General features: G+C 39.7%; 16 protein-coding genes and 2 pseudogenes. 8 read left to right on the top strand and 10 right to left on the bottom strand.

The genetic code is table 11. The features are described 5' to 3' along the window. The coding region (locus BR06_RS20475) for a hypothetical protein (RefSeq protein WP_031480475.1) at positions 1-1,884 on the top strand (1,884 nt) is incomplete at its 5' end. 433 nt (positions 1,885-2,317) lie between these two features. Here the strand turns inward: BR06_RS20475 and BR06_RS0104300 are convergent. Beyond that, positions 2,318-2,587 carry a hypothetical protein gene (locus BR06_RS0104300; protein WP_031480473.1) on the bottom strand — a complete coding sequence of 90 codons (270 nt, stop codon included), beginning with the start codon at positions 2,585-2,587 and terminating at the stop codon, positions 2,318-2,320. A 266-nt stretch (positions 2,588-2,853) separates the two neighbouring features. On the opposite strand from BR06_RS0104300, the gene BR06_RS0104295 reads away from it, so the two are divergent. From BR06_RS0104295 to BR06_RS0104285, 3 genes are all read left to right on the top strand, one after another. Next, the gene (locus BR06_RS0104295; RefSeq protein WP_031480471.1) at positions 2,854-3,078 is read left to right on the top strand and encodes a DUF1016 N-terminal domain-containing protein; all 225 of its coding nucleotides are present in this window, start codon (positions 2,854-2,856) and stop codon (positions 3,076-3,078) included. 418 nt (positions 3,079-3,496) lie between these two features. Then, the gene (locus tag BR06_RS0104290) at positions 3,497-5,635 is read left to right on the top strand and encodes an ATP-dependent nuclease (protein WP_031480469.1); all 2,139 of its coding nucleotides are present in this window, start codon (positions 3,497-3,499) and stop codon (positions 5,633-5,635) included. After that, positions 5,620-7,548 (top strand): ATP-dependent helicase, encoded by a 1,929-nt coding sequence (locus BR06_RS0104285; protein ID WP_031480467.1) that lies wholly within the window; start codon positions 5,620-5,622, stop codon positions 7,546-7,548. Before BR06_RS0104290 ends, BR06_RS0104285 begins: the two co-directional genes overlap by 16 nt. Positions 7,549-7,561: 13 nt before the next feature. Here BR06_RS0104285 and BR06_RS0104280 read toward each other — a convergent pair whose 3' ends face one another. From BR06_RS0104280 to BR06_RS0104250, 8 genes and pseudogenes are all read right to left on the bottom strand, one after another. Further along, positions 7,562-10,273: a DNA methyltransferase gene (locus BR06_RS0104280; RefSeq protein ID WP_031480465.1), complete on the bottom strand. Its 2,712-nt coding sequence runs from the start codon at positions 10,271-10,273 to the stop codon at positions 7,562-7,564. Positions 10,274-10,556: 283 nt separating this feature from the next. Continuing rightward, positions 10,557-11,510 (bottom strand): nucleotidyl transferase AbiEii/AbiGii toxin family protein, encoded by a 954-nt coding sequence (locus BR06_RS0104275; protein WP_031480463.1) that lies wholly within the window; start codon positions 11,508-11,510, stop codon positions 10,557-10,559. After that, a complete protein-coding gene (locus BR06_RS0104270) occupies positions 11,507-12,250 on the bottom strand; it encodes a DUF6088 family protein (RefSeq protein WP_031480461.1) in 744 nt (247 codons plus the stop codon). Before BR06_RS0104270 ends, BR06_RS0104275 begins: the two co-directional genes overlap by 4 nt. A 93-nt stretch (positions 12,251-12,343) precedes the next feature. Then, positions 12,344-13,501: a tyrosine-type recombinase/integrase gene (locus BR06_RS0104265; RefSeq protein WP_051676908.1), complete on the bottom strand. Its 1,158-nt coding sequence runs from the start codon at positions 13,499-13,501 to the stop codon at positions 12,344-12,346. 524 nt (positions 13,502-14,025) lie between these two features. After that, positions 14,026-15,099: pseudogene (locus BR06_RS20690) on the bottom strand (methyl-accepting chemotaxis protein); the annotation flags it as partial. Between the two features lie 717 nt (positions 15,100-15,816). Further along, positions 15,817-16,611: pseudogene (locus BR06_RS20870) on the bottom strand (cache domain-containing protein); the annotation flags it as partial. 740 nt (positions 16,612-17,351) lie between these two features. Beyond that, positions 17,352-18,014, bottom strand: a complete 663-nt coding sequence (locus tag BR06_RS0104255; protein WP_031480456.1) for a YaaA family protein — start codon at positions 18,012-18,014, stop codon at positions 17,352-17,354. A gap of 410 nt (positions 18,015-18,424) precedes the next feature. Next, positions 18,425-18,922, bottom strand: coding sequence for a GlcG/HbpS family heme-binding protein (locus tag BR06_RS0104250; RefSeq protein WP_031480454.1), 498 nt, complete (start codon positions 18,920-18,922; stop codon positions 18,425-18,427). 185 nt (positions 18,923-19,107) lie between these two features. Between BR06_RS0104250 and BR06_RS0104245 the strand changes: the two genes are divergently transcribed. Genes BR06_RS0104245 through BR06_RS0104235 form a run of 3 tightly spaced genes read left to right on the top strand, consistent with a single transcriptional unit; the run spans position 19,108 to position 21,163 of the window. Next, entirely contained in the window at positions 19,108-19,734 is a 627-nt protein-coding gene (locus BR06_RS0104245; RefSeq protein ID WP_031480452.1) for a DUF3987 domain-containing protein, read from the top strand. Next, positions 19,727-20,020, top strand: coding sequence for a plasmid mobilization protein (locus tag BR06_RS0104240; protein WP_031480450.1), 294 nt, complete (start codon positions 19,727-19,729; stop codon positions 20,018-20,020). The genes BR06_RS0104245 and BR06_RS0104240 overlap by 8 nt, the downstream gene beginning before the upstream one ends. A gap of 3 nt (positions 20,021-20,023) precedes the next feature. Continuing rightward, positions 20,024-21,163 carry a relaxase/mobilization nuclease domain-containing protein gene (locus tag BR06_RS0104235; protein ID WP_051676906.1) on the top strand — a complete coding sequence of 380 codons (1,140 nt, stop codon included), beginning with the start codon at positions 20,024-20,026 and terminating at the stop codon, positions 21,161-21,163. 442 nt (positions 21,164-21,605) lie between these two features. Here BR06_RS0104235 and BR06_RS0104230 read toward each other — a convergent pair whose 3' ends face one another. Next, complete coding sequence (locus tag BR06_RS0104230; protein WP_031480446.1) at positions 21,606-21,881, bottom strand: hypothetical protein; 276 nt, start codon at positions 21,879-21,881, stop codon at positions 21,606-21,608. Between the two features lie 875 nt (positions 21,882-22,756). Here BR06_RS0104230 and BR06_RS0104225 point away from each other — a divergent pair. Beyond that, the gene (locus BR06_RS0104225; protein WP_031480444.1) at positions 22,757-23,680 is read left to right on the top strand and encodes a glycine betaine ABC transporter substrate-binding protein; all 924 of its coding nucleotides are present in this window, start codon (positions 22,757-22,759) and stop codon (positions 23,678-23,680) included. Positions 23,681-23,856: the final 176 nt, after the last annotated feature.

Here is a 23,856-nt window from a genome sequence, read left to right as displayed (position 1 = left end):
CATGCTAAAAAGCTCATCAACCTTGGAGAAAAGCACGAAATATATATCTTGCCCAAAGGTCAGGATTGGGATGATTTGCTTAGAGCAAACAAAATTAATAAAAGGTTTATGGAGGACTGCAAGCACCGTGGCAAGCTGCTCATGGCTAAAACGGTAGAAGAGTATACCTACCATAAGTATTGCAGAAATTCGGCGAAACGGTTTGTCATTACTTTCAAAAACAGACTCTTTAGCGTCTGCATTGATATTGCACAATTGACTGAAGATTTAGCCGGCATTCCGCTTGAGGACAAAGATAGCTTTCCCGTCTTTATCAGTCACTGCACTGTAATGGAAATATGCAATCGTGATCCTCAATGTCTTTACCGTGAAGTAGATGAATTGCTAGGTGAGCAATGGTATGTTTTCAAAATACAATCCACCAGCAAAAAGCCTGAAATTGTACGTCTTGAAGGTTCGAATATCGCAACAGCGGATGCCTTTCACAAAGCCTTACTAAATAGAACTGCTGGAGGGACTTTCAGCGGAACTCCTGCCGACATGCGAATTCTTACAAACCGTTGGCTTCAAAATGAACTCTCTACCGTCCGCTCTATCCCGTATATTGGGTATGATAATGAATCCCAAGCATATATTTATCCGGCGGCAGCTTTTTATAAAGGTAAGGAAATTAGGCTAGACGAAAACAGTTTTTATAGAGTGGGAAAAGATCTTGTCCGCCCCGGCCTGAAATCTATCAAAATAATAACAGATGGGAAATTCACCCCTGATTGGTTTGATAAGTTTTTGAAAACTTTTCACTGGCAGGGACTTGCTCTTCTTGCGTTCTGGACAGGATCACTCTTCGCACATCAAATACGGAAAGAACAAAAATCCTTTCCTTTTTTTGAGCTTACAGGAGATCCGGGCGCAGGCAAATCCACCATGCTCGAATTCTGCTGGAAACTGCTAGGACGTGAAGACTATGAAGGTTTTGACGTGATGAAATCCACAATAGCAGGCCGTCGCAGGGCATTCAATCAGGTTTCCAACATGCCTATTGTTATCATTGAGTCAGACCGTGAAACAGGCGGCAAAGATAGCAAGCAAAAGCAATTCAATTTTGACGAATGCAAGCCTTTCTACAATGGCAGAGGAACAGGAACGCTAGGTGTCCCCAAGCGCAATAATGACGTGGAAGAATCCTTGTTCCAAGCATCCCTTATCATATCTCAAAATGCGCAAGTAGACGGTAGCGAGGCTCTTTTACAACGAATTGTACATTGCCATGCCGATAAAACTCATTACGATTCCGGATCGCGTGAACTTGCCCGTTTTTTTGAAAAGATTTCCTGCGATGAGGTAAGCGGATTCCTGAAGACAGCTCTTATCAATGAAGCAAAAATTCTAAAAACGTATTTTGAAAGTTTCAAAAAGATAGAAACCGCTTTTTCTGCATCCCTAAAAAATGAGCGAATAGCCAAAAATCATGCACAAGTCGCTGCCTGCGGATATGCTTTGCAAATAATCTTCCCAGCCATAAGCACAGAAACAATAGAAAATTTTAAACTCTACATCCTACAAAGGGCAACCTTACGAGAGAAGCGGCTTTTAGCAGACCATCCTTTAGTAGAACAGTTTTGGGAGACTTTCAGATACCTAAACTCAGAAACAAGGAGCACCGAAGGAGAAGCCTTGAACCACAGTGGTAACCCTGCCTATTACGCAATCAATCTAAATCACTTTGTGCAACAATGCAGAGATAATGGGCAGGAAATGCCTGACCTCAAAGTATTAAAAAAGCTTCTCCCGCACTCAAAAAAACATAAATTGCTTCATAAATCTAAGGCCATGACTAGCATAATAACAAACAAAACAGTTCGATGCTGGGTTTTTAAGGTCTAATAGCTTTTGAACAAAAAAATCATCACCAGAGGGATTCGGAAAACTGTAATAAGTGTAATTTTTTGTAAACAGACCTACAAACATCTAAAATAGTTATACTAAAACAAAACTCTGCGTGTAATAAAAAGTGTGATTTTATGTAACAGATATTACACTTTGAGATTACATTTCTTAAAAACACAACCCACCGAAAATACAGGCAATTACATTTACTATTACATATTATTACATTTTTATTACAATTTTAATTTCAATTAACTTGTCTTATTTCAATCTATTAAACGGATAATGCTGAGTCCATTACAGAAATTACACTTTCCCGAAGAGCTATACCTAGCTTGAATCTATCAATTAATATTTTCAGCATAGTATTCTTAATTGCCGCACCTTAAAGACTCGCTGTTTCTTACAATTTTTAATCCGTGTGCCTCGGTTATACGAGGGAAGATATTATAGGATTAGCAGATTTAAGTTCCAGCTTTTTACCCTCATTATTTTGAAATCTAAAAGTGGACTTCTTCTGCTGTCTGGAAAGATTACCATCCAAATCAAAGCGACAAAAATGAACGTAGCTTATCGTCAGCAATTCATCATTTTTTAACTTTTTATAAATTGCCTTCTTCGAGTATCCCTTCTCTGTCAGATCTCTAATCACTGATAACGAAGCTATCACTTCAACCCTTGCATCATATTTTTTTCGCACTCTATCCTCCTTTTTCACCCTGATGACTCGCCGTAATAAGATCACTAAAACTAACAGATTAACTCTTTTAAAGTCAAAAGTATTAGACTGTTAGCTTGTGAAATATTAGGACACTATGTGATACTTTCAGATACTAAACGAGATTATAGATGATTTAAGATGATTTAAGATGATTTTTTGATATTTAACAGTGAGCATCACTAAATATCAAAAAATCACCTTTAATCCTGTATAATAACCTAAGCTTTGAAGGCAGGACAGGTAAGGTGGGCCCACTTTTTCAAAGTGGACAACCTTACGCCTTGCTCCCTATGGGAGAAGAGCTTATTCGCCTGTGGCTCAATGCTGGGGATGTGAGAAGTTTGAAGCAGATCAAAGCGGCAGTTTCAGTAAATAAAGAGTTGCTACAATTCTACTGGGAACTTGGGGTAGATATTATTGAACAGCAAAAAGAATCAATTCTGTCGTTAAATCGTGTTGAGTCTCAGTAATTCTCGCAAATTCTTGCAAGTATGGAAAAGTTGGATTGGGCAAGGTTCCGGAACTTGTAGAGTGAATTGGAACTGGCATTGAGCTCGTTGGACAAGTTGTCTGGGAGCTTACGAAATTGTGACGAGGAGGAAGGAAGTAAAAGAAATTCAAAGGTATTCTAGCAAGAAGTAAACAATCCTCAAAAATGAGTATGTAGCTACTTATAAAGGTATGAATTTAGCTACGATAGATTTCTAGATGAGTATGGGGAAAGTTTGTGAAATATTAACAAAAACATGATGTTTAATGCCTTATATGAATCTATGTGAAGATATATCAAGATATCCTCTTGCTTTGAAATGAGTCTTGAAATAATAGGGTGGCTGCTAGGTTTTTATCTAGCCCATTATTTTATATTTAAGGGTAGGGTAATGAATAATGAAAATTTGCAAGATCACAGTCGAAAACTTTCGTTTGTTAAAAGATTTTTCAATTGATTTAGAAGATGAACTTTCATTAGTTGTTGGAAAGAATAATGTAGGTAAAACTTCTTTGCTGACTGTATTAGAAAAATTTTTGGGTTCAAAGTCCAAAGGTAGTATCGCTTTTGATGATTTCAATATTGAGTTTAAAAATTATCTCTACAAATTAATAGATGATAAAGATGCCAACATTGAAGAAGGGGAACAGTTGGGCATTAAGCTTAGACTTTATATTAAATACAATGAAGATGATGACCTATCAAATATCAGTTCTGTCTTAATGGATCTTGATCCAGAAAATAACTATGTTATTTTAGGCTTTGACTATCTGTTTAAGAATATTGCTTTGCAGCAAGCTAAACAGGATTTCGCTGTTTTTGTAGAAAAAAAAGGTGCGGAAAAAGAATGTGATCTAATAAGTTTATTTTTGAGCAAGAAGTATTCAGATTATTTTGATTTAGATATAAAATCTTTAGCCTATGACATTAAATCCTCTGAAATTAGAGAAGATGCTTTTATTAGCTTGCTTAAGGAGAATATCTCTTTAAAAAATATTTTGAATTTTCAATGTATTAGTGCCCGGCGAGATGTTTCTAATAAAGGGAATGACGGTTCTCTTTCCGCGCAAACATCTAAAATGTATAAGCGAATAGAATCAAGTGATGATCAAAACAAGACTGTTGATGAATTTCAAGAGAAATTGGCTGAAACGGATTCTGAACTTACCGGGATTTATTCGAAGCTGTTTCAAGATGTAATTGAGAAGGTTAGTCGATTCGGAGGGATTGTAAGTGATGAGTCTGTCATAGAGATTGTTTCTACTTTGCAACATAGAGAGCTTTTAGCTGAAAATACTACTGTTACATATGCTCATGGTGATGAGTCGCTGCCTGAGCACTATAACGGTCTTGGCTATATGAATTTGATAAGTATTATTTTTCAAATCGAAATTCTTGTAACAGAATTTAGGCGAAGCAAGAAGGAAAAACCAGCTGATATTAATTTGCTATTTATTGAGGAACCAGAAGCTCATACTCACCCGCAGATGCAGTACATATTCATTAAAAATATTAAGTCACTGCTTGCAGAGGGTATTGTTCGTGAAGATAAGGATAATCGAAAGCTACAATATGTAATAACTTCTCATTCATCTCATATTGTATCTGAAAGTGATTTTAATGATATTAAATATTTGAAGAAAGAAACCCCAAATTCAGTCGTTGCAAGAAATTTAAGTGAGTTAGAAAAGTATTATACGGATAAAGGGGAAGAAAAAAGTTATCGCTTTTTAAAACAGTATTTAACCCTCAATCGGGCTGAGTTGTTTTTTGCGGATAAAGCAATTTTGATTGAAGGAGATACTGAAAGAATTCTTCTTCCTGCGGTTATGAAAAAAGTTGACCAGCAAGATTCATCCATACCTTTATTGTCGCAAAATATTTCTATTGTCGAAGTGGGAGCATATTCACATATCTTTGAGCATTTTATTGATTTTATTGGGATGAAAAAATGTCTTATTATTACCGATATTGATTGTGGATATTTAAAAGAGGTGATTGATAAAGATGGCAATCCTCAATTTTATAAGAACGGTAATCCTAAGTTGGAGTCGGTAAAGTGTCCTGCATCATCTCATGAGGTTAGTTTTACATCAAATGCATCTTTGAAAAGTTTTTATCCTCGTGAAGAAGAAAGTAATATCGACTATTTTAAAGGGCTGAAGTTTGAAGAAAAAGTTTTCTTAAAACGGGATGGGGAATGGGCGCAAGATGTTGCTGGTTCTTTGGCTGTAACATTTCAAACCGAAGAACAAGGCTATCATGCACGCAGTTTTGAAGATGCATTCTTTCACCTTAATAAAGAATTTATAATTTCTAATAAAGATTCGTTCTGTTCTTTAAAACCAACATATCTTGATTTGTTTGAAAATGATGAGATTGATGTTTTTGATTTCGCAGAAAGAGCTGTGAATAGTAAGGCTTCATTTTCAATCGAAATTTTATTGAATAGTGAAACAGATGCCACTGGCCAAAATTTTTCAAACTGGGAAATTCCTATTTACATTCGGGAAGGTTTAGAATGGCTACGCAAGTAAAAGAACCACTCGACGATTTTAAGCAAATTATGGAGCATATTGCTCAGGGTAATAATTTTCTGCTGAGCGGTGGAGCTGGGAGTGGTAAAACCTATTCGTTGGTTCAAGTAATAAAAAGGGTTTTAGAAATATTTCCTACTAAGACTGTTGCTTGTATGACTTACACCAATGCAGCCGTTCGAGAAATTAAAGATAGGGTTGGGCACTCTAATCTACATGTTTCAACTATACATGAGTTTTTGTGGAGTAATATTAAACACTTTCAGAAAGAGCTCAAAGCTACGTTAGTTTTGCTTGTTAATGATGAGGAATGTCATCGAATTAAAGTTAGCGACCATACACCATTGTCAGATGACTATTTTGATCAGTGTGACGATGGCATTCAGTACAAAGAGTTTGTTAAAATAGGTAATGGAATTATATCTCATGATGAACTTCTTATTGTCGCTAATAAAATGTTTAGTTCTTACCCTCTCTTATGCGGTATAGTTAAAGACAAATATCCATTCATATTTGTTGATGAGTATCAAGATACACAGCAACAGGTTGTTGAAATTCTTTTAGATCATCTAGATAAGAGCAAAAAGACTTGTGTTCGTGGCTTCTTCGGTGACGCAATGCAGTCAATTTATACAGGGCGTGGAACTGTTCTGGATGCTTATAAAGAAGAAGGCTCTTTGTATGAAGTCAAAAAAGAACAAAACAGGCGAAATCCTCAGCTTGTGATTGATCTTGCAAATAAATTAAGAACAGATGGACTTGAGCAGAACCCTTCAGGTGATCTGAATGCCCCTAATATGTCTCCAGAAGGAAAAGTAAAAGAGGGGAAGATCCGCTTTCTTTTTTCGAACTGTGAGAACGATGGCCTTAATAAAGCGAAGGCATATTCGGGATGGGATTTTTTAGATGTTGAACAGACCAAAGAGCTTAATCTTACACATAATTTGATGGCAGATAAAGTTGGCTTTCGGACTTTAATGGATATTTATGACGGAGATAAGGTTTTAGCATATTGTAAAAGGGTTAAGGACTATATTAAAGATAGTGGTATCGATGAAGATTTTTCGGGAAAAACTTTTCATGAAGTGGTTGATTTTTTGCGTCCCCAAGGGGGTAAAAAAGTCCTTCCAACAAAAGGAATGGTTACGTTTTTTGATACACACTCAGAATTATTGTCAATTGCAATGGCTTCAGATTATAATCTAATTTCAAAATTGTATGTAGATAAAGACCAGCTTCTGGATGATAAAAAACAGGATGCGACAGAAGAATCAAAGAAAGGGGCGAAACGCGATGATTTGGTTAGGCATTTGTTTAGAATCCAGCATAATATTTATTTGTATGAAAGTGCACAGTATAACGAGTTTATACATATGACGGACTATAGGGGGAAAATTAATTCTGTCGCAGCTAAAAAAGTTTTGAAAAAAAATATGAAGAGTCTCATCGAAGTGGGTGATAAATCTATTGAGGATGTTATTGATGAGGCTGACTTAAATGGAATTTGTAGAAAAGATGATCGATTAGCAAAATTTATTTCCAGTAAATCATATTTGTATAACCGGGTTAAGGATGTCAAGTTTTCTGAGTTTCAAAAGCTATATGAATATCTCGAAGGCTACACTCCATATTCAACGCAACACAAAACAAAGGGGACTGAGTTTGATAATGTCCTTGTTGTTTTGGATAATGGGCGATGGAATAAATACAATTTTGTGCAACTTTTTGATAATTCCGCAGGGCAGACTCAAAGCGTTTTAGAACGCACACAGAAGATCTTTTACGTTTGCTGCACTCGTGCTAAAGAGGATTTAGCTGTTTATTTTCATTCTCCCTCTGAAGCTGTTGTCAATCAGGCTAAGATTTGGTTTGGAGAGGACAATGTGATTAATCTTGATGGTCTTAACGGGTAATGTTTGGCAATTCTTAATTGCCAGTGTTTAAATATTTGTTAAGTAAGTCAAATAAGTATGAAATTCGTTGCGCATCATTATTAAATTTCCGTCCATATGCTGCATCTACAGCTGAATCTAGCTTGCGGTGTGCTTTTATCAGTACTGAAGGCATTGCTAACGGATCATACAAATCTGCTAATGAAGAGCTTGAGTGTTTTGCTCTTGTATCAAGAACGCTTTGTGCCGTTTTTTTAATATTATCTATCTGTTTTTTTGTCGGTTTTTTGGGCCACGGATAGTTGTTATAAACAATGCCTGCTGAATATCTGTAGTCGCTTTTTAGTCTCCCTGCGACAGAGCGCATCCAGTCATTATGCATCATCGAGGAAAGAATTCCGAAGTGGTAAAGAGTGGCGTCCCCAATTATGAACACTAAGTCACTGACCAAAGTGGACGGAGTCTCAAAGCCTATTGGTATGTATCTTCTACGTTCTGAAGAGACTTTAGGGACAACTAGATAGTTGCTTTTAGGCATGTTTTCCACATGAAAATGGGTTGGAGTTTCCGCAATTTTTTGAGTCGGAGAACTTTTGCTGGCAAGCCTAAAATTTTTTACAGAATTAACTCTTTTTAAGCATTCAGGTAATTTTCTTAACTCGTTTGGCGGGCAGTCGCCAAGCCATAAGCACCAACGTTCGTATCCGTTTAGAAATTCTTTGGCACCAAGCCATCTTTTGAAGAGTTGTTCCGATTTGGGTTCAATTTTTATGAAGGAATCTCTTTCTTCAGGTGTGAAGAGATAGTGGCCTCCATCAATAGGTTTATTTCCAATCCCGATCCGTGGAACATGGCAAATAGGTTTCTTCCTGTTATCAAGGAAAACATCAGATGCATCAACAAGATAAGGGTTTATATTCTTAGCTTTTTTACTGTGAGGGTCACCTTTAATGTCATCATACTCAAACAGTAGCTTGTTAGTTACTTCTTTTTCTGAAAATCCAACGATAACGCAATGAACGGCAGCCTTTCCGGACGCCTCATTTGTCCATTGAAACGTTCTGTGTGCAAAAAATATTTTCATCCCATTTTTTAACATCCATTTCCACAATACACCTACCTGCTCGCCTTGGCAGATTGAGTTGGTAGAAACAAATGCACACATAATATTGGTGTCTTTTATGTAGCTCGCGGCACGGATATACCAAGCGGATACATAATCCAAGATTCCCCCATTCTTTATGTGTGAGAAATATGGAGATACGTCTTCTTTTTGGCCTTTATCCATATATTTAGAACCAATGAATGGCGGGTTTCCCAGTATGAAGTTGAGTTTTTTTATAGGTATCAGGTCTGACCAATCAACATGTAAGGCGTTGCCGCAAATTATAGTCGCCTTTGAGCGAAGTGGAATTCTTGCAAAGTTTAGCCCGAACTTAATCGATACTTTTTGGTTCATCTGATGATCCATGAGCCAAAGCGCAACTTGTGCTATCTGTGCTGGAAAATCTTCTAGTTCAATCCCGTAGAATTGATCTACGTTAACTTTGATCAGGTTTTTAATGTCTAACTGGAGTTGATGCGCTTTTCCCCCCTGAAGGGCGATCAGTACTTCCAATTCCAATTCTCGTAATTCCCTGTATGCAATGATGAGGAAATTGCCACATCCACAAGCTGGGTCTAAGAAGGTTAGCGTTCTTAACTTGTTTTGGAATGCTGTAAGCTTTTTTTTGTTTTTCCCGGCTTTTTTAAACTCACTCCGGAGCCCATTTAAAAAGAGAGGGCCAATTACTTTTAGAATATTTTGTTCACTTGTGTAATGTGCTCCTAGATTTCTACGTTCAGCCTTGTCCATGATAGATTGGAAAAGAGATCCGAAAACAGCCGGAGATATTAAACTCCAATTTAGGTTGCAACATTCTAAGAGACTTTCTCGCATTGAAGAGTCAAAGCTTGATATCGGTAGAACTTCTTCAAAGAGTTTACCGTTAATATATTCAAACGCGTCAAGTTGCTCATCTAAGGTTTTTTGCCGTTTACTAGTGGGTGTATTCAATACTTGGAATAGTAACGAAAGATGAGCGCCGAGGTCTGAGCCATCTTCGGCGGTTCGTTGCTCTATATAGTCTTGAAATTGAACTGGTTCAAAAATAGAAGTGTCTTCAGCAAAAAGGCAGAATAAAAGACGGACTAATAAGACTTCAAGCGGATGCCCATCATATCCAGCTTCTTTGAGTTGGTCGTGCAGATCCCCCATAAGAGTTGCAGCTTTTATGTTTACAGGGTCTTCTTCTCTTACTTTGTGAGTGGTATATCCTGATATGAAATTGAATAATTCAATTTTATTATGTAACTCAGATATCTTAAAATCAAATTGCTCATCGTTTTCAAGATCGTATAAACGAAATTTTGCAAAGTCAGAAACCAAAACGTACTGCGGATGCTCTTCCGTTTTGATGCCTGGGAAATAGTCTAGTGCTTGGGTAAAGGCTTTATCTAAATTGCGACCTCTGGATTTATGCTCAACAAGTAGCTTGCCTTTCCAAAATAAATCAATGAATCCCTGTTTTTGGCCTAATTTTTTAACAGGTTCCTCAAATGTTGCAAGTGTTCTGCGTTTGATGCCAAAGATGTTAAAGAAAGCATCCCAGAAAGATTTGGCTTCAGCATTTTCAGAGGATTCCTCTGCCCATTCTTTAGAAAAGGCTAAGGCTCGAGTGCGTATTTCGTTTCTACTGATAAGCATATGTATTCCTGTTAGATCTTGCAGGTCTTGCTGAATTTATTTCAAATGTAATAAAGTTTTTTAGTTATTGCGTCTTACTAATTCTAAAAATCAGAGCTGTCAAAGATGATGTTATAGTTTGTGAAGTATGAACGAGTTGTCCTTTTTTTTAATTTTAAGGCAAGCAGCTCTACAATCTTATTTCAGGAAAATTTTAATTCACAATTGTGCCCCGGACGGAGGCACAATTCGTAGATTGGTAATATCAGAAGCAGATTGAGATGTAGTTGATAACGGGAAGGAATCAATTTGACCTACAGATAACCCCAATCTTCATAAGCGACTCCAACACATCCCCCTCCGCAGGCAACTCTCCATAAACAATAGCCCCAAGACCATCCCGATACGCAGAATTTAGCGACTTCCATACATTTTCTGTGTCCGCAAAAATAGGGCATTCGGCAATGTCCATGTCTATCCACTTGGCATCCCCAACCGGGGCTTCCTGATCATATTTCCGCACTACTTCTAGTAGCTCATGGAAATCAGGAGAGTCGACGAAAGTTTGAATTTCTTCCCTCTGCATAAGCTGGTGAATGTCGTAGATATGTCTGATTTTCTGGCGCAAAGATTCGATAGGAGTTTCACTGCATGATGCTTTGACTATTGCCATGACTTTTTCAGTGAAAGTCCGCTCAAGGCAGAGAACCTGAAACGGGAAAGGCTGAAGGTCAAATTGCTTGATAATTTCATCTTGCCCACGGCTTTTCAAAAAGTCGTGAATATAAGTAGAAATCGGCATGGGCTGGGCTGGTGACGGATGGGCGAAGGCATTCACTTCTAGTAAAATTTTATTTGAAATTGGCCCAAATGTTCCATCGAATGACTTTGGGTACGAATAGTAGATCTTACGGATCATGGAACCTTTGCTGCTGCCTTCCAGTTCTTCTTTTAAATCCACACTCGCTACTGTGGTGATTCTTTTGAGTAGCTTTTTTGTCTGGTTAGCTGGCCGGTCCTTGTCTGTAATGACGGCAAGGTCAACGTCCTCTGAAAAGCGTTCGATACACCCGTATGCTTTGGAAAGTGAAGTCCCGCCTTTGAAAACGGTCGCATCTGCAAGGTCTGTCTGGGCAATGCGATAGAGGGCCAATGTCAGCCAGTAATCTTTTTCAATGAAGATGTTTTGCAGGCGGAGGTGTTCTGCGGTGGCCTGAATTGCGTCTTTAAAAAGCTCTTCGGATTCATGAAGTTTCACACTATACCCCATGACTTTTTATTTTTCAGAATAGTTTCAGATATTGGCAATTTGTATTTCGTATATGGATTCAAAGTCGTACGCAACGACTCGATTAGAAAGGGTTTAGCTAACCCTTCAGGAATGGTTTCGCAAAGGGATCCACAAAGGGTTCGAACCATAGGTGGGTATGCTTTCGCAAACTGAACAAGTCTTTTTAATTCGCTTGCTGTAAGGTTTTCCATCCTTTTCCCGACAGCAGCAACAATTGCGTCCGGTGTGCAATCCTGAGCTTTCTTGATGAACCTTAGAGCTTCGAGCAGCTCTATCAGTGGGATGTCTTTTTCCTCTATCGATGAAATATAACTGCGCACGAATTGGACTTGCAGTTTACCCACAGTTTGTTTTTTTCTAGGAGTGATACTCGCAATGGTCAGAGTGTTCGGAACCTGCGTGGCTATCTGGAGTTTGAGATATACTGACTGTCCGGTGAGAATTCCGGTAACCCTATCGTCTTTGCGTGTCAGAAAAGAAATAAGTTCCTCATCAGAAGGGCTGACCTTCCCAAAAATGGTTTCCTTTGGGCGGTAGAAAGTTCCTTTAGCTTGCCGGATTAAAACCTGCTTTTTCACCAGACGTTCCAAAGCCTTTGCTAGAGCTTGCGGTTTGCTTTTCTGCAAGTCTCGAAAGTCCTGATAAGTGATGATCTTCCCCGGTGGGATCGATTTTATATAATTATTTATCTGCGCTGAAACTTGCATGATTTAATCCACTCCTGAAATAAAGATATTCTCCTTTTGTTATTTGTCAAGTTTTAAGTGGTCAAAACATGACAATTAAATTGTATAAACCCACTAGTCCTCCAAGACCTTAACCGCCTTCCTAAGTCCATCAGGAGCAAGGTGAGCATAGCGTTGAGTCATTTTAAAGCTACTGTGCCCCATGAGCTCCTTAACGGTGTATAGGTCCGTTCCATGCTGGACATGCCATGATGCAAAGGTATGCCGTAGTGAATGGAAACAGACTTTTTGTCTGGGGTCTGCCACTTCTTCATTGAACATTTCAGCCGCAATTCTGCGGAATGTCTTTGAGACTTGTACAAGTTTACCCCCATCAATGGTGCTGAATAACCGTTCTGCGTTTGCGTGAGGTTTAGCGTGTCTGCGCGTTAGCATTTCTCGTACTTGATTAATGAAAAAGGCTTTACGGTTAACCCCTGCTTTAGGATCTCGAATATAAATATCCTCATTCTCAAAATCGATGTCCTGCCATGTAAGGGATGCAATTTCTCCGAATCGTAAGCCGCAGTATAGAGATAGGATAGCTATGTCATGGGTCAGAGGGGATCGGATCTGTAATTCTTTAAGAAGCTCGTTCGCTTCGTTTTTGGTGAGAAAGCGCACGCGGGCATTATCTTTCTTAGGAAGCTTGATTTTTTGAGTAGGGGAGTCGCCGAGAACAAGTCCGTCTCTTTTAGCGAGATTCCAGACTTGTGAGATTACCGCCAGAGCATACTTAACGGTGGCAGGGTTTCGGTTTTTCGCAAACATGGCAGAAGATACTTTCTCAACATTTTTCGGTTCAAGCCTGATAAGTTGCGTCTTGCCAATTTGTGGGCATATCCAGTGTCTATAGAGTGCCGATTCAGCTCCGAGAGATCCGCTAGACTTGTAGCTTTGCGCTGGCCAGTAGCTTTGTTCCCAAAAGGAGGAGAAGGTCACTTGTTTAACTTCTTCCTCTTCTTTTTTTCGCTTTGCTTCTACTCGCTTATCTTTCAGGGATACAATCTTTTCGCCTTTCTTATACTGAAGTTTGATATCAGCAAGTTCAAGCCCAACTTTTTCTTCAGTCCATCCTTCAGAAATCCAGCCGAGTACATGTTCGTATCGCTTGCCTCCTAGCTGGTAACGTATGCCGTAAAGTCGGTCGAATTTAACGCCATGCTTTCGGCTTTCATGTTGATGAAATCGAACGCCTTTGAATTTTTGGGATGGCTGCCAATTATAACCCATCTGAAAACTCCTGTTTTAAAAATACACCACTTTTCCACCACTTTTTATGTTTAATAGTGTGATAAGTTGTGAACATAAGTGAAGCTTACTTTTTTAAATTAGTCAATGTATCAGGTGGTTATAGTAGTATTTGTGGTAAAAATCAACGTGTCTGTTTTTGAATGGCATTCAATAGGCCGTGGGTTCGATTCCCTCCAGCTCCACCACTTTTTGTGAATAAAACTAACCGATTAGGCGTAAAAGCTTAGTCGGTTTTTTTGTGTGGATAACCGCGTGGATAACAATTGGATAACATTTTGAAATTATCCATTGTCGATTCTAAGATTCAATTCTAGCTTAGTACTATAAGTTATACAGATGTTCAGAAGTAGATTTAACATATAAAAAGCTCACCTGTCATAAACAAGTGAGCTTTTTGATTTTAAAAAAAATCTGCAACATGACGGGTGGTAACAAATTTATGGTATGAGCGGCGGCCCCAAGGACCACCGCTCTTGGCTGATTAAAGTGAGTGTGTAGGGCTGTTAAAAACTCTCAAATCCATCGTCATCAGTCATTCCCATATTTAAAGACATCCCCGTATCAGTCTGTCCACGCTTCGGTGCTGCAGGTGATTGAGGCTGTGGTAAACGCTTCTGCGAAACAGGACCAGCCGTGATAGCTTTATGGGTTGGTGAACCATTCATATAAAAATAGCCCATTGTAGCTTGCAGCTGTTGCGCCTGACTGGAGAGTTCTTCAGAAGTCGCAGCCATTTCCTCAGATGCTGTCGCATTTGTCTGAATTACCTGATCCAGTTGTTGGACGGCTTTATTTACTTGCGATGCACCTGCGTCCAGCTCAGTGCTAGAAGCGGTTATTTCCTGCACTAATTCAGCCGTCTTCTGAATATCAGGAACCAATTGGGAGAGCATCTCTCCTGCCATTTCAGCAACCTCAACACTAGAAGTCGAGAGTTCGCTGATCTCAGACGCGGCAAGTCCACTTCGCTCTGCAAGCTTACGAACTTCAGCTGCAACAACCGCAAATCCCTTACCATGTTCACCTGCGCGTGCAGCTTCAATGGCGGCATTCAAAGCTAACAGATTAGTTTGCCGAGCGATTTCCTCAATTATGGAGATCTTTTCGGCAATGCTCTTCATTGCAGTTACGGTTTCGCCAACTGCATCACCACTTTTAGATGCTCCTTGAGCAGATCCTATGGCTATCTTTTCGGTAGCCTGTGCATTTTCAGCACTTTGTCTGATGTTAGCAGCCATCTCTTCTAAACTGGCTGATACTTCCTCAACGGATGCGGCCTGTTCAGTCGAACCCTGAGAAAGACTTTCAGAGGTTGCAGATAGTTCTTCGCTTCCAGAGCTAACGTTTTCTGTTGCATTTTGAACGTCACCAACGATTTCTCGAAGCTTCGCTACCATGTCAGAGAGGGCATCGGCGAGTTGCCCAACCTCATCGTCTTGGCGAGTGTTTGTGGTCGCATTCAAATCGCCACTGGCGACAGCTCTCGCTAAACGCACACCCTCAATAAGAGGCTTGGCGATACTGTTTGCGAGGAATAAGGCAAAACCAGTGATTAATATTGCCATAATCAAACCCACGACTGCTATAGAAGAAACTAGAGCGTTTACTGGCTCCATTATTTCAGCCTCATCTATTTCTGCAATTAGAGCCCACTTTTTACCATCTCCAATGTCTACCTGAGTAAAAGAAGAGAGTACTGGATTCCCGTTGTAGTCCAGAATAATTTTATCTCCTGTCTCTCCGTTGTTCGCTAATCTAGCCGCTTCAGTATCTACTCCATTGTTTTGGACATTACCGGCAAATGATGCAGCTACGGAGTGTTTCGTTGGATCAAGAAATGAATCTGAACGCATCAGCAAATCAGGCCCAACCAAATAGGTTTCACCACTCTCTCCCATGCCTTCACGCTGTTGCATAATGCTATTGATGGATTCTAGCGAAAGCTGTAAGGCGACAACTAGTTCAGTCTTTCCATTATGCACCACTGGCTGGGCAATAAAAGCACAAGGAGCATCATTACTTGGTGCATATGGTGCAAAGTCAGCCAAACCATAGCCTTTAGAATCCAATACTTGCCGCACCAGCTTACCTAAGTCTGAGTTCTTATACTTACCATTGACCATGTTGGTCTGATAGTCTGCTTCTTTAGTCGCCGTATAGAAGACATACCCATCTGGGTTGATGAGAAAAAGGTCATAATAGCCATACATTTCCTGATACTTCTTAAAAAACTCCCCGCCCTTGGCGTCTTTGGGGCTGAATGCCTCAGCTACATCAATTTCTCCAAGTACTGCCCAAGTCGTGTCGCCAATTTTCACCGGAGAATATGCTGAAAGAACTGGATTACCATTATAGTCTAGAATGACTTCTGCTCCAGTCTTGCCGCTCAATGCCATGCGAACAGCTTCTGTTTCAGCTGAGCCTTTTGCTGGATTTTTAAATGACGCTATGACCGAGTGGTGGGTTGGATCAAGAAATGAATCCGACCGCATCAACATGTCTGGACCCACGAGATAGGTTTCACCAGTTTCTCCCAAGCCTGAGCGTTCACCCATTATTGTATTGATGGCGTCATTAGATATTTGCATGGCAACAATCCCGACGACCTTTCCATTCTCTTTAATGGGAGATGCTACAAACTGTGCAGGGGTTCCACCACTAGCTGCATATGGTTTCATATCGGATAAGGCCGTTTTACCTTTATTTGCTGCAGTTCTCCAAACATCGCGAAGGGAAGAGTCCACATCTTTGGTGCGTTGCCCAAAGTCTGGCTCTTTCGTTACAGAAAACACGACGTCTCCATTAACAGGGTCTAAGAGAAACACGTCGTAGTAGCCATATTCATCCATGTAGTTTTTAAATGTTTGAAAATAACGATCATGAATGGCTTTATATTCGCCTGAAGCTTGATATTGACCATTTCCCATGCCTTTTACTTGCCCGGCATAGGCAAAAGCGTTCTGGAGATCTCCAGATGCAGCTTGGATAAAGGGGTTATCAGCTAAAACTTTAGCATCACCAATACGCTCATTAAAAAATCTAGAAATTTGGTCGCGTTTAATATCGCGTTGAGCCTGAAGGGCGTCCATGGCTTCCTTTCGTAAAACCGCCACAGTTTCCGTTAGAACTCCCATGTCTCCTTTGCGTTCTGCAAAGAAGTTTTCAATTTGTGCTTTTTTAACACCCCGCATAGATTCAAGTTGTCCAAAGGATTTCTCCATCAAAGCGTCACTAGCTAGCCGACTTCCCCACCATCCCGTTAAAATAAGCGGAATGAGCCCAGCTATGAGCATGACCATAATTAACTTTGGCTTCATTTTTATGTTGTTAATGTTCAGCACGTTTCCCCTTCCCTCTAAAAAGTTGATGAGCTTTGCATATTAGGACGTTGTTGCAGCATGATATGCAAAACGGCTCTCTAGCAATGATGCCTCTGAATACTAGGTATAAAATAGTACAAGGTTTGTGACAAGATAAACTACATTTTTGTCGTTAATTATTCTTAGGTAGGATGAAAATGCTTAAAAAGACGGTGGAATTTGCTTATAAGGAAAGATAATAAATAATTGTACTTATTCATTTTTTGATGGGTAAGTGGAGTGAGCTTGCTTTGTCGTTAAAATAGCTGGTTGATCACTTAACTTATGAGTTCAAAAGTTTGCAGAACAAAGCAAAAGGCCAGCCTCATAACAGGACTGGCCTTCACTAATTTAATCTTTTCAGCCGATCAAGACGACTACAATGTCGGCAACAAACTAACCGCACGCACCTTCTCACACTTATGAGCATGGCAATATACGTCTGCTGTCATCTTCGTCGGTTGCCAATACTAAACTTCCTTTAAGAAAATTTCACCAGTCCACTTATAGCCTTCTTCATTAAAATCATTAAAATGCTTTGGGTCAGTGATGTTTTTTTCAATAAGCCACCTGACAAATCGACCTTTAATGTGCTTTCCTTGGTGACCTGCAGGCATCTTTTTCCCTGCCTTTTTTAGGACAAATTCAACCTCGATTCCATTATCATATTTCACAGCTTTCTTGTGTGCTTGCGGTAATAAATCAATAACAAATTTATCTTTTAATTGCTCTGAATTGGAAGTTACCCATAACTTGGCAGCCTTTAATTTATCAATCTTCAAACGATAGTTAGGAATCAAATTAATAGGTCTGACAAGACCAAATAACCCTGATACAATTACAACTTTTTTATCAAAGTCAGATTTATTTTTCAAAGTTTGGTAATCAATAGCGTCATAAACAACACCTGTATATCGTTCAATTGCAGGCATTGTTTTTGAACTTAAGAGTTCCTTATTTACAGTAATTGCTTTCTCGAGTGCCTTTTCCTTAAGACCATATAGCTTTTTAGGATCAGCTTCTTTAATCGCTTCAATTAAGTCCGCAGCAATACTCGATACAGACTGTAGAGGATGATTCTTTCCACCATCAGCCTTACCCTCAGATGGTGGAATTAAGATAATAGTTTTCATAAAAATTCTTAAGAGTTTAATTGGTTAAAAAACGTTGTCATTTATTTATAAGAAAATAAATTAACCCGTCAAATACAATTTTTTTACACAAAATATTTAACTGTCAGAAACGAGCAAAATAGTATGGAAAGAATTTTCATTATCGGAAACTCTGGAAGCTATTTTATACAGATGCATTTGAAAATACTTGCAGGTGGTGGCATATTAAATTTATTATACCTTCTAGCTTTCTATAGAATAAAACAAAAAGGCCAGCCCCATAACAGGACTGGCCTTTACTAATTTAATCTTTTCAACCGATTAATATGACATTTCCCGAAAACAATTTAGCTATACAATCTAGTCGATGGCTCAAAGAGAGAGCTCTATTATTCCCCATGACCTGTCAGCCAGCTAAGTCAAGTAGTAACCTATTTGATAACTGCAGCTCCTGCTATCGCCACAGATTCGTCTTCATCCACACTACCACCGCTGACTCCGATTGCGCCTATGATGACATTGTTCTTATCCACCAATGGTATACCGCCAGCAAAGAGAATCAAACCATCATTACTGACTTCAATACCGTAGAGAGATTTGCCTACTTGGGAAACGGAACCGAGGGTTCGGGTAGACATATTAAAGTAGCGGGCAGTGACAGCTTTTTTAATGGAGATATCAATGCTGCCGATGAAGGCGTCTTCCTGTCGGTAGAAAGCTTTGAGGTTACCGCCAGCATCAACAATGGCGATATTCATAGGCACTTTAATTTCTTCGGCTTTCTTGATTCCAGCTGCCAGAATCTTCTGAGACTGTGCTAGGGTTATATTGCCTGGCAGTGTTTTAACAGGGGCATCTGCAATGACTGGAAGGGCAAACAGAACTGTGAAAGAAAGAACGAGAAGTGTAGAAACTACGAATTTGCGCATGTGTGATTCCTTTAGGTTTGTAATATTATAATGTATAAAAGTCTTGGATTTGTAGGGGGCATCTGTTGTTCCAGTTATATATAAAACCGTAAAACATGAAAGTTAACCCTCTATTATCATCTGAACACATGATCAAATTTATACTCCTCTCTATGGATAAAGCAATATGATTATGAGCTAAATTATTGGTTTACGCTCGTCTTGACCGAGTCGAGATATTTAACGGCTTTGCAAACCGCTTTTTATGGCTCTGCGTTCGCAGAACAAAGCTAATTCCATTCCCCGAGCCGCTCAACGTTTCGATGGTGAAACAATTTCAAGATAAACTGATCTCCCTTCTAAAATTATCAAAGTCACGTTCTCAGATGGATTTCAGTCCTGAAGCAAAAAAAGAGTGGGGAGACATCTATCCATTCCTTGCAAAAGAACGGGCAGATCTTCTTGGCTCAGTCCTTAATAGATCAGAAGCGTATGTCAGGCGCATAGCTTTAATTTATGCCCTGCTTGATGGATGTGAGAGTGTTGAACTTTCTCATCTAAGGGCTGCGCTTTCGCTTTGGGATTTTTGCGAACAGTCTGCGCAGTTTATTTTTGCGGACATGGAAACAGATTCGACATGTCAGAAAATTTTAGAAGCTTTGGAGGAGTCGGGCGGAAGTTTGGACACTTCGGGGCTGTATAAGTTTTTCGGAAATCACATCTCGAAAAAGAAAATGACTGTTGCCCTGAACAACCTCCTTGCTAGCAAAAATATATGGCTTGATGAGATGAAGCCTGAAGGTGGCGGAGGGTTACGAAATACATATGAATAATGCCAAAAAAACAAAACACCTCTCGTTGCGAGTGAGTCCACAAGACAAAAAAACCATTCTTGCACTAGCCGATGAATGCGGCATGAGTCTCGCTGATTTTGTGCGAGTTCGCCTCGGGCAAACCAGAGTGCGTCGCACCAAAATAGAAAGAGAAAAGCTGCTTCATCTTGCCTGTATTGGTAACAATCTGAATCAGCTCGCCCGCTGGGCAAATACATATAAGAGCAGTGCCGATTCACTTTTAATTATTTCCGAGCTGACTGAAATTGAGCGAGAACTGAAATAGTATATGAAGGTTTTCGCCCATGGTCAGGGAGATGGAGCCAAGGCTGTTAATTACGAGATTGACCCGAAACGGAAGGGGCGTGAAGAATCGCCACCTGAAGTTTTGAGAGGAGATCCCGAGATAGTCCGAAAGGTGATCGGCTCAACGGATCGTAAATGGAAGTATACTTCCGGCGTCCTTTCATGGGCTCCAGAAGATAAGGTTTCGCCCGAAACTGAAAAGAAGATCATGGAAGATTTTGAGAAAACAGCTTTCGCAGGCATGGAACCTGATCAATATTCAGTCTTGTGGGTTCGGCATAGTCATGCAGGGCATCATGAAATGCATTTCATAATCCCACGTACGGAATTGACTCAAGATAAGGCCATGAATGCATGTCCACCGGGTTGGCAGAAACAATATGATGTCTGGCGGGATTTATGGAACGAGCGGATGGAGTGGGCAAGACCGGATGATCCGAAGCGGGCGCGGGTTGCTCAGCCGGGGAAGGAAATTCAGTTTGACAGCAAAAACAAACGGGCAGAGCTGAAGCAACAAATTACGGATTATCTGGCTCAGGGAATTTCTAAGGGCGTTTATCAAAACAGGGATGATTTAATTGAAGGTATGGAAAAAGCAGGTTTTTCCATTCCACGTAAGGGCAAAAAATATATCACACTGGAGTCGTCTCAGGATGGCCAACGAATAAGGATGAAAGGAGGAATCTATGCAGCATCTTGGAGAGCTGACAAGCAAATTGAAAGAGCAGGTGAACTCACAGTCGCAGGAAATGGAGGAAGCCGTGCAGACCGTATTTCACGACTTGAGCGAGAGCTTGAGGAAGTACGCCGCAGCCGAGCTGAATACAATCAAAAACGATATGGACGAACAACTGCAAAAGCTGAGAAAGAGGCAGTCCGCAATTTCGGCTTATCATTGGAGGCAAAATTTACTGGCAAATTTCCTATCCGCTTTGCTGCTAGTCATAGTGTCGGTCTCCATAACAGGATTCTACGGTTGGAGAATAAACGAGAATCACGAAGAATTAGCGAGAATCAACACACAAATAGCAAGCCAGAAGAAGAATATAAGCAGATTTACAGCATGGAAGATCAACGCCTACCAGACCGAGAAACAAAAATATCTGGTCTTCCCCAAGGGTGATCCTGCTACGTATTTGCGGACACACAGTTAAGTCACTATCCTGTTTTTTACAGGATAAAAAACAAATTCAGCACTTTCCTTAAATTTATATGGTTGGATAACCATTTGTACCCCAAAATACCATAAAATATCGGAAAATTGTTATCCAGAAAATAAATAGCTTAATTATTTCAATGGTTGTAAAGTGTCTGGTGGCATGGCATTCAAGAGGCCATGGGTTCAATTCTCTTCAGCTTCACCATTTTTTTGTTAATAAAAACAATAGATTAGACTAGTGGTTCAATCGGATTTTTGTGTGGAGAACCGGTGGGATAACATTTTGAAATTCTGGATAATTGATATTGAGAGTCCGAGTGAGCATCGATAAAAGCCCCTAAGCCATGTGTCAGGGGCTTTTTATTCGTATGACCAGTATACAGTATAACCATATGCCTTTACGAGATTAAACAGTGGTATCGGCTAAGGCTCCCTTGGTTTGGGAAAGATCGACTCCGTAATCCTCTAGACTGCTATCTACGTATGCTTTGATTTTCTCCTCCGATGCGCCATCTGCCTGCATGGTCTCAATTCCAGACATAATTTCTCCCTGCTGTTCTTCGGAAAGAGATGCTCCGAGTTGGGATACTGCCTCTTCGTGGCTTGGTGGCTTACCTTCGGTACGTGAAGGCTGTGAGGTTGAAATGCTGAAGTCGTTGCTTGATACATTACCGATTTGCATGCTTAACTCCTTACTTTGTAGGTTGTTTTTATTATCAGCGCTTTAATTTTGACTCTAAATCAGTATCGGTAGGCAATAAAATTTTCTTTACCGATTTCTTTGTAAAGAAATATTAAGAAGAATGGTCTTGTCATAAGATAGATTGCATTTTGATCCTGCTATAGGATTTTGGACATACGGTTAAGTCGCTATTTTGATTTTTACGGGATAAAAATCAAACGCAATAATTCTCTCTAATTTTAAGTGATTGGATAATCATTTGCACCCGCAAATACCATAAAATACCGGAAAAGTGTTATCCGGCAAATAAATAGTTCAACTATTTCAGTGGATGGGAAAGTGTCTGCTGTCATGGCATTTAAGAGTTAAATTATCTTCAGATTATCGGTTTATATTAATAAAACTAACCTTTTAGGCGTAAATATTTAGTCGGATTTTGCGTGGATAACGGGGGGATACAATTGGATAACATTTTGAATTTCTGGACAATTGATATTGAGAGTCGGGAGCATTCTTTGTATCCGAAGAAAGTTTTATTAAATTTGAAATACAGCGTGATTTATTTAAAGTGTTTTTGTTAAAGCCCGTAAGATAAAGCCATCAAATTTTATTGAATATGTGAATGTTATTTGTTATTTACTTCAACTCTACTGCTCATTAACCGCTTCATATGAAATCAATTCCGCTTAAGTTATTGGAGAAAAATACGATTTAAAAGGGGTTGAAGATAAGAAGGATTAAAACACTGATTATTGCTGCTGTTGTTCCTGTTCTTCTTATGAGGCTGGCGAACGTCTTGAATCCTTGGTCCGTTCTGTCGGATTTTAGGTAACCTCTGGCGTTTTTTTGGGTGAACATGTAACGTGGGAGTATTTATGAAGAAATTTAGCTTGTGCCTTATGGCCATGCTTATACTATTGCTACTAGGAATTCAGGCTTCGGCCGCTGAAAAGATTCGTTTCGGAGTTCCGCCATGGCCAGGTGTTCAAGTAAAAACTTCAATTGTCCGACAGGTGCTTGAGGAATTAGGCTACCCCACAGAAGAATTTCAGATTGGACCTCCAATAATTTACAAAGGCCTCACCACGGATGAAGTTGATGTCTTTCTTGGTGGTTGGATTCCACAACATAATTCATTTCTGAAGCCGCTTCTGGAAAAGAAGGAAGTGGAAGTTCTGCAAACTAATTTGGATAACGCCAGAGTCGGTCTGTGTGTTCCAAAATATGTAGCAGATGCGGGTGTATCCAGCTTTGCTGATCTTGATAAACATGCCGAAAAATTCAGTCGAACCATTTACAATATTGAAGCAGGCTCGTCGATGCATAGTCTTATGGAGGAAATCATCGTTAACGACGTGGCTGGACTTGGTGACTGGACTCAGGTTGGGAGCACGACTCCGGCTATGCTTATGCAGACAAAGGAGATTATCAATAATAAAGGCTGGGTGACTTTTGCCTGCTGGAAGCCTCACTGGATGAACATTGACTTTGATATGGTTTATCTTGACCCTGTGTCTGGTACAGAGGAATATTCCAGTAATTCTAAGGTTTATACTGTGGTAAGTGCTGATATGGGTAAAAAATATCCTCAGGCGTATAAATTTTTGAAGAATGTTAAGATTTCTTCTGAAACACAGAGTCAGTGGATTATGGATTATTCTAAGCTGGGCAAGCCTTTAGATGAGGTTTCCTCCAAGTGGATCTCAACACACAAAGATTTATTGGCAAAGTGGCTGGACGGAGTTAAGGCTTCGGACGGAACAGATGCCATGAAGAAGTTAGCTGGCATATTTAAATAATACGTTTGTTTGGGGGAGAAATGATCTTCTTCCCCAGACGGGCTATAGGGCAATATATCAATAAACCATCACGATCTACACAATCTGAATTGCCACATATCAACTTAAGCAAGCCATTTGGCATGATTAATACTCCTCACCTGTTAGTCTACTAATCCTCCAAAACCTTAACAGCC

The organism is Maridesulfovibrio frigidus DSM 17176 (assembly GCF_000711735.1).
Classification (GTDB): Bacteria; Desulfobacterota; Desulfovibrionia; order Desulfovibrionales; family Desulfovibrionaceae; genus Maridesulfovibrio; species Maridesulfovibrio frigidus.
This window is presented reverse-complemented; position numbering and strand designations above follow the sequence as displayed.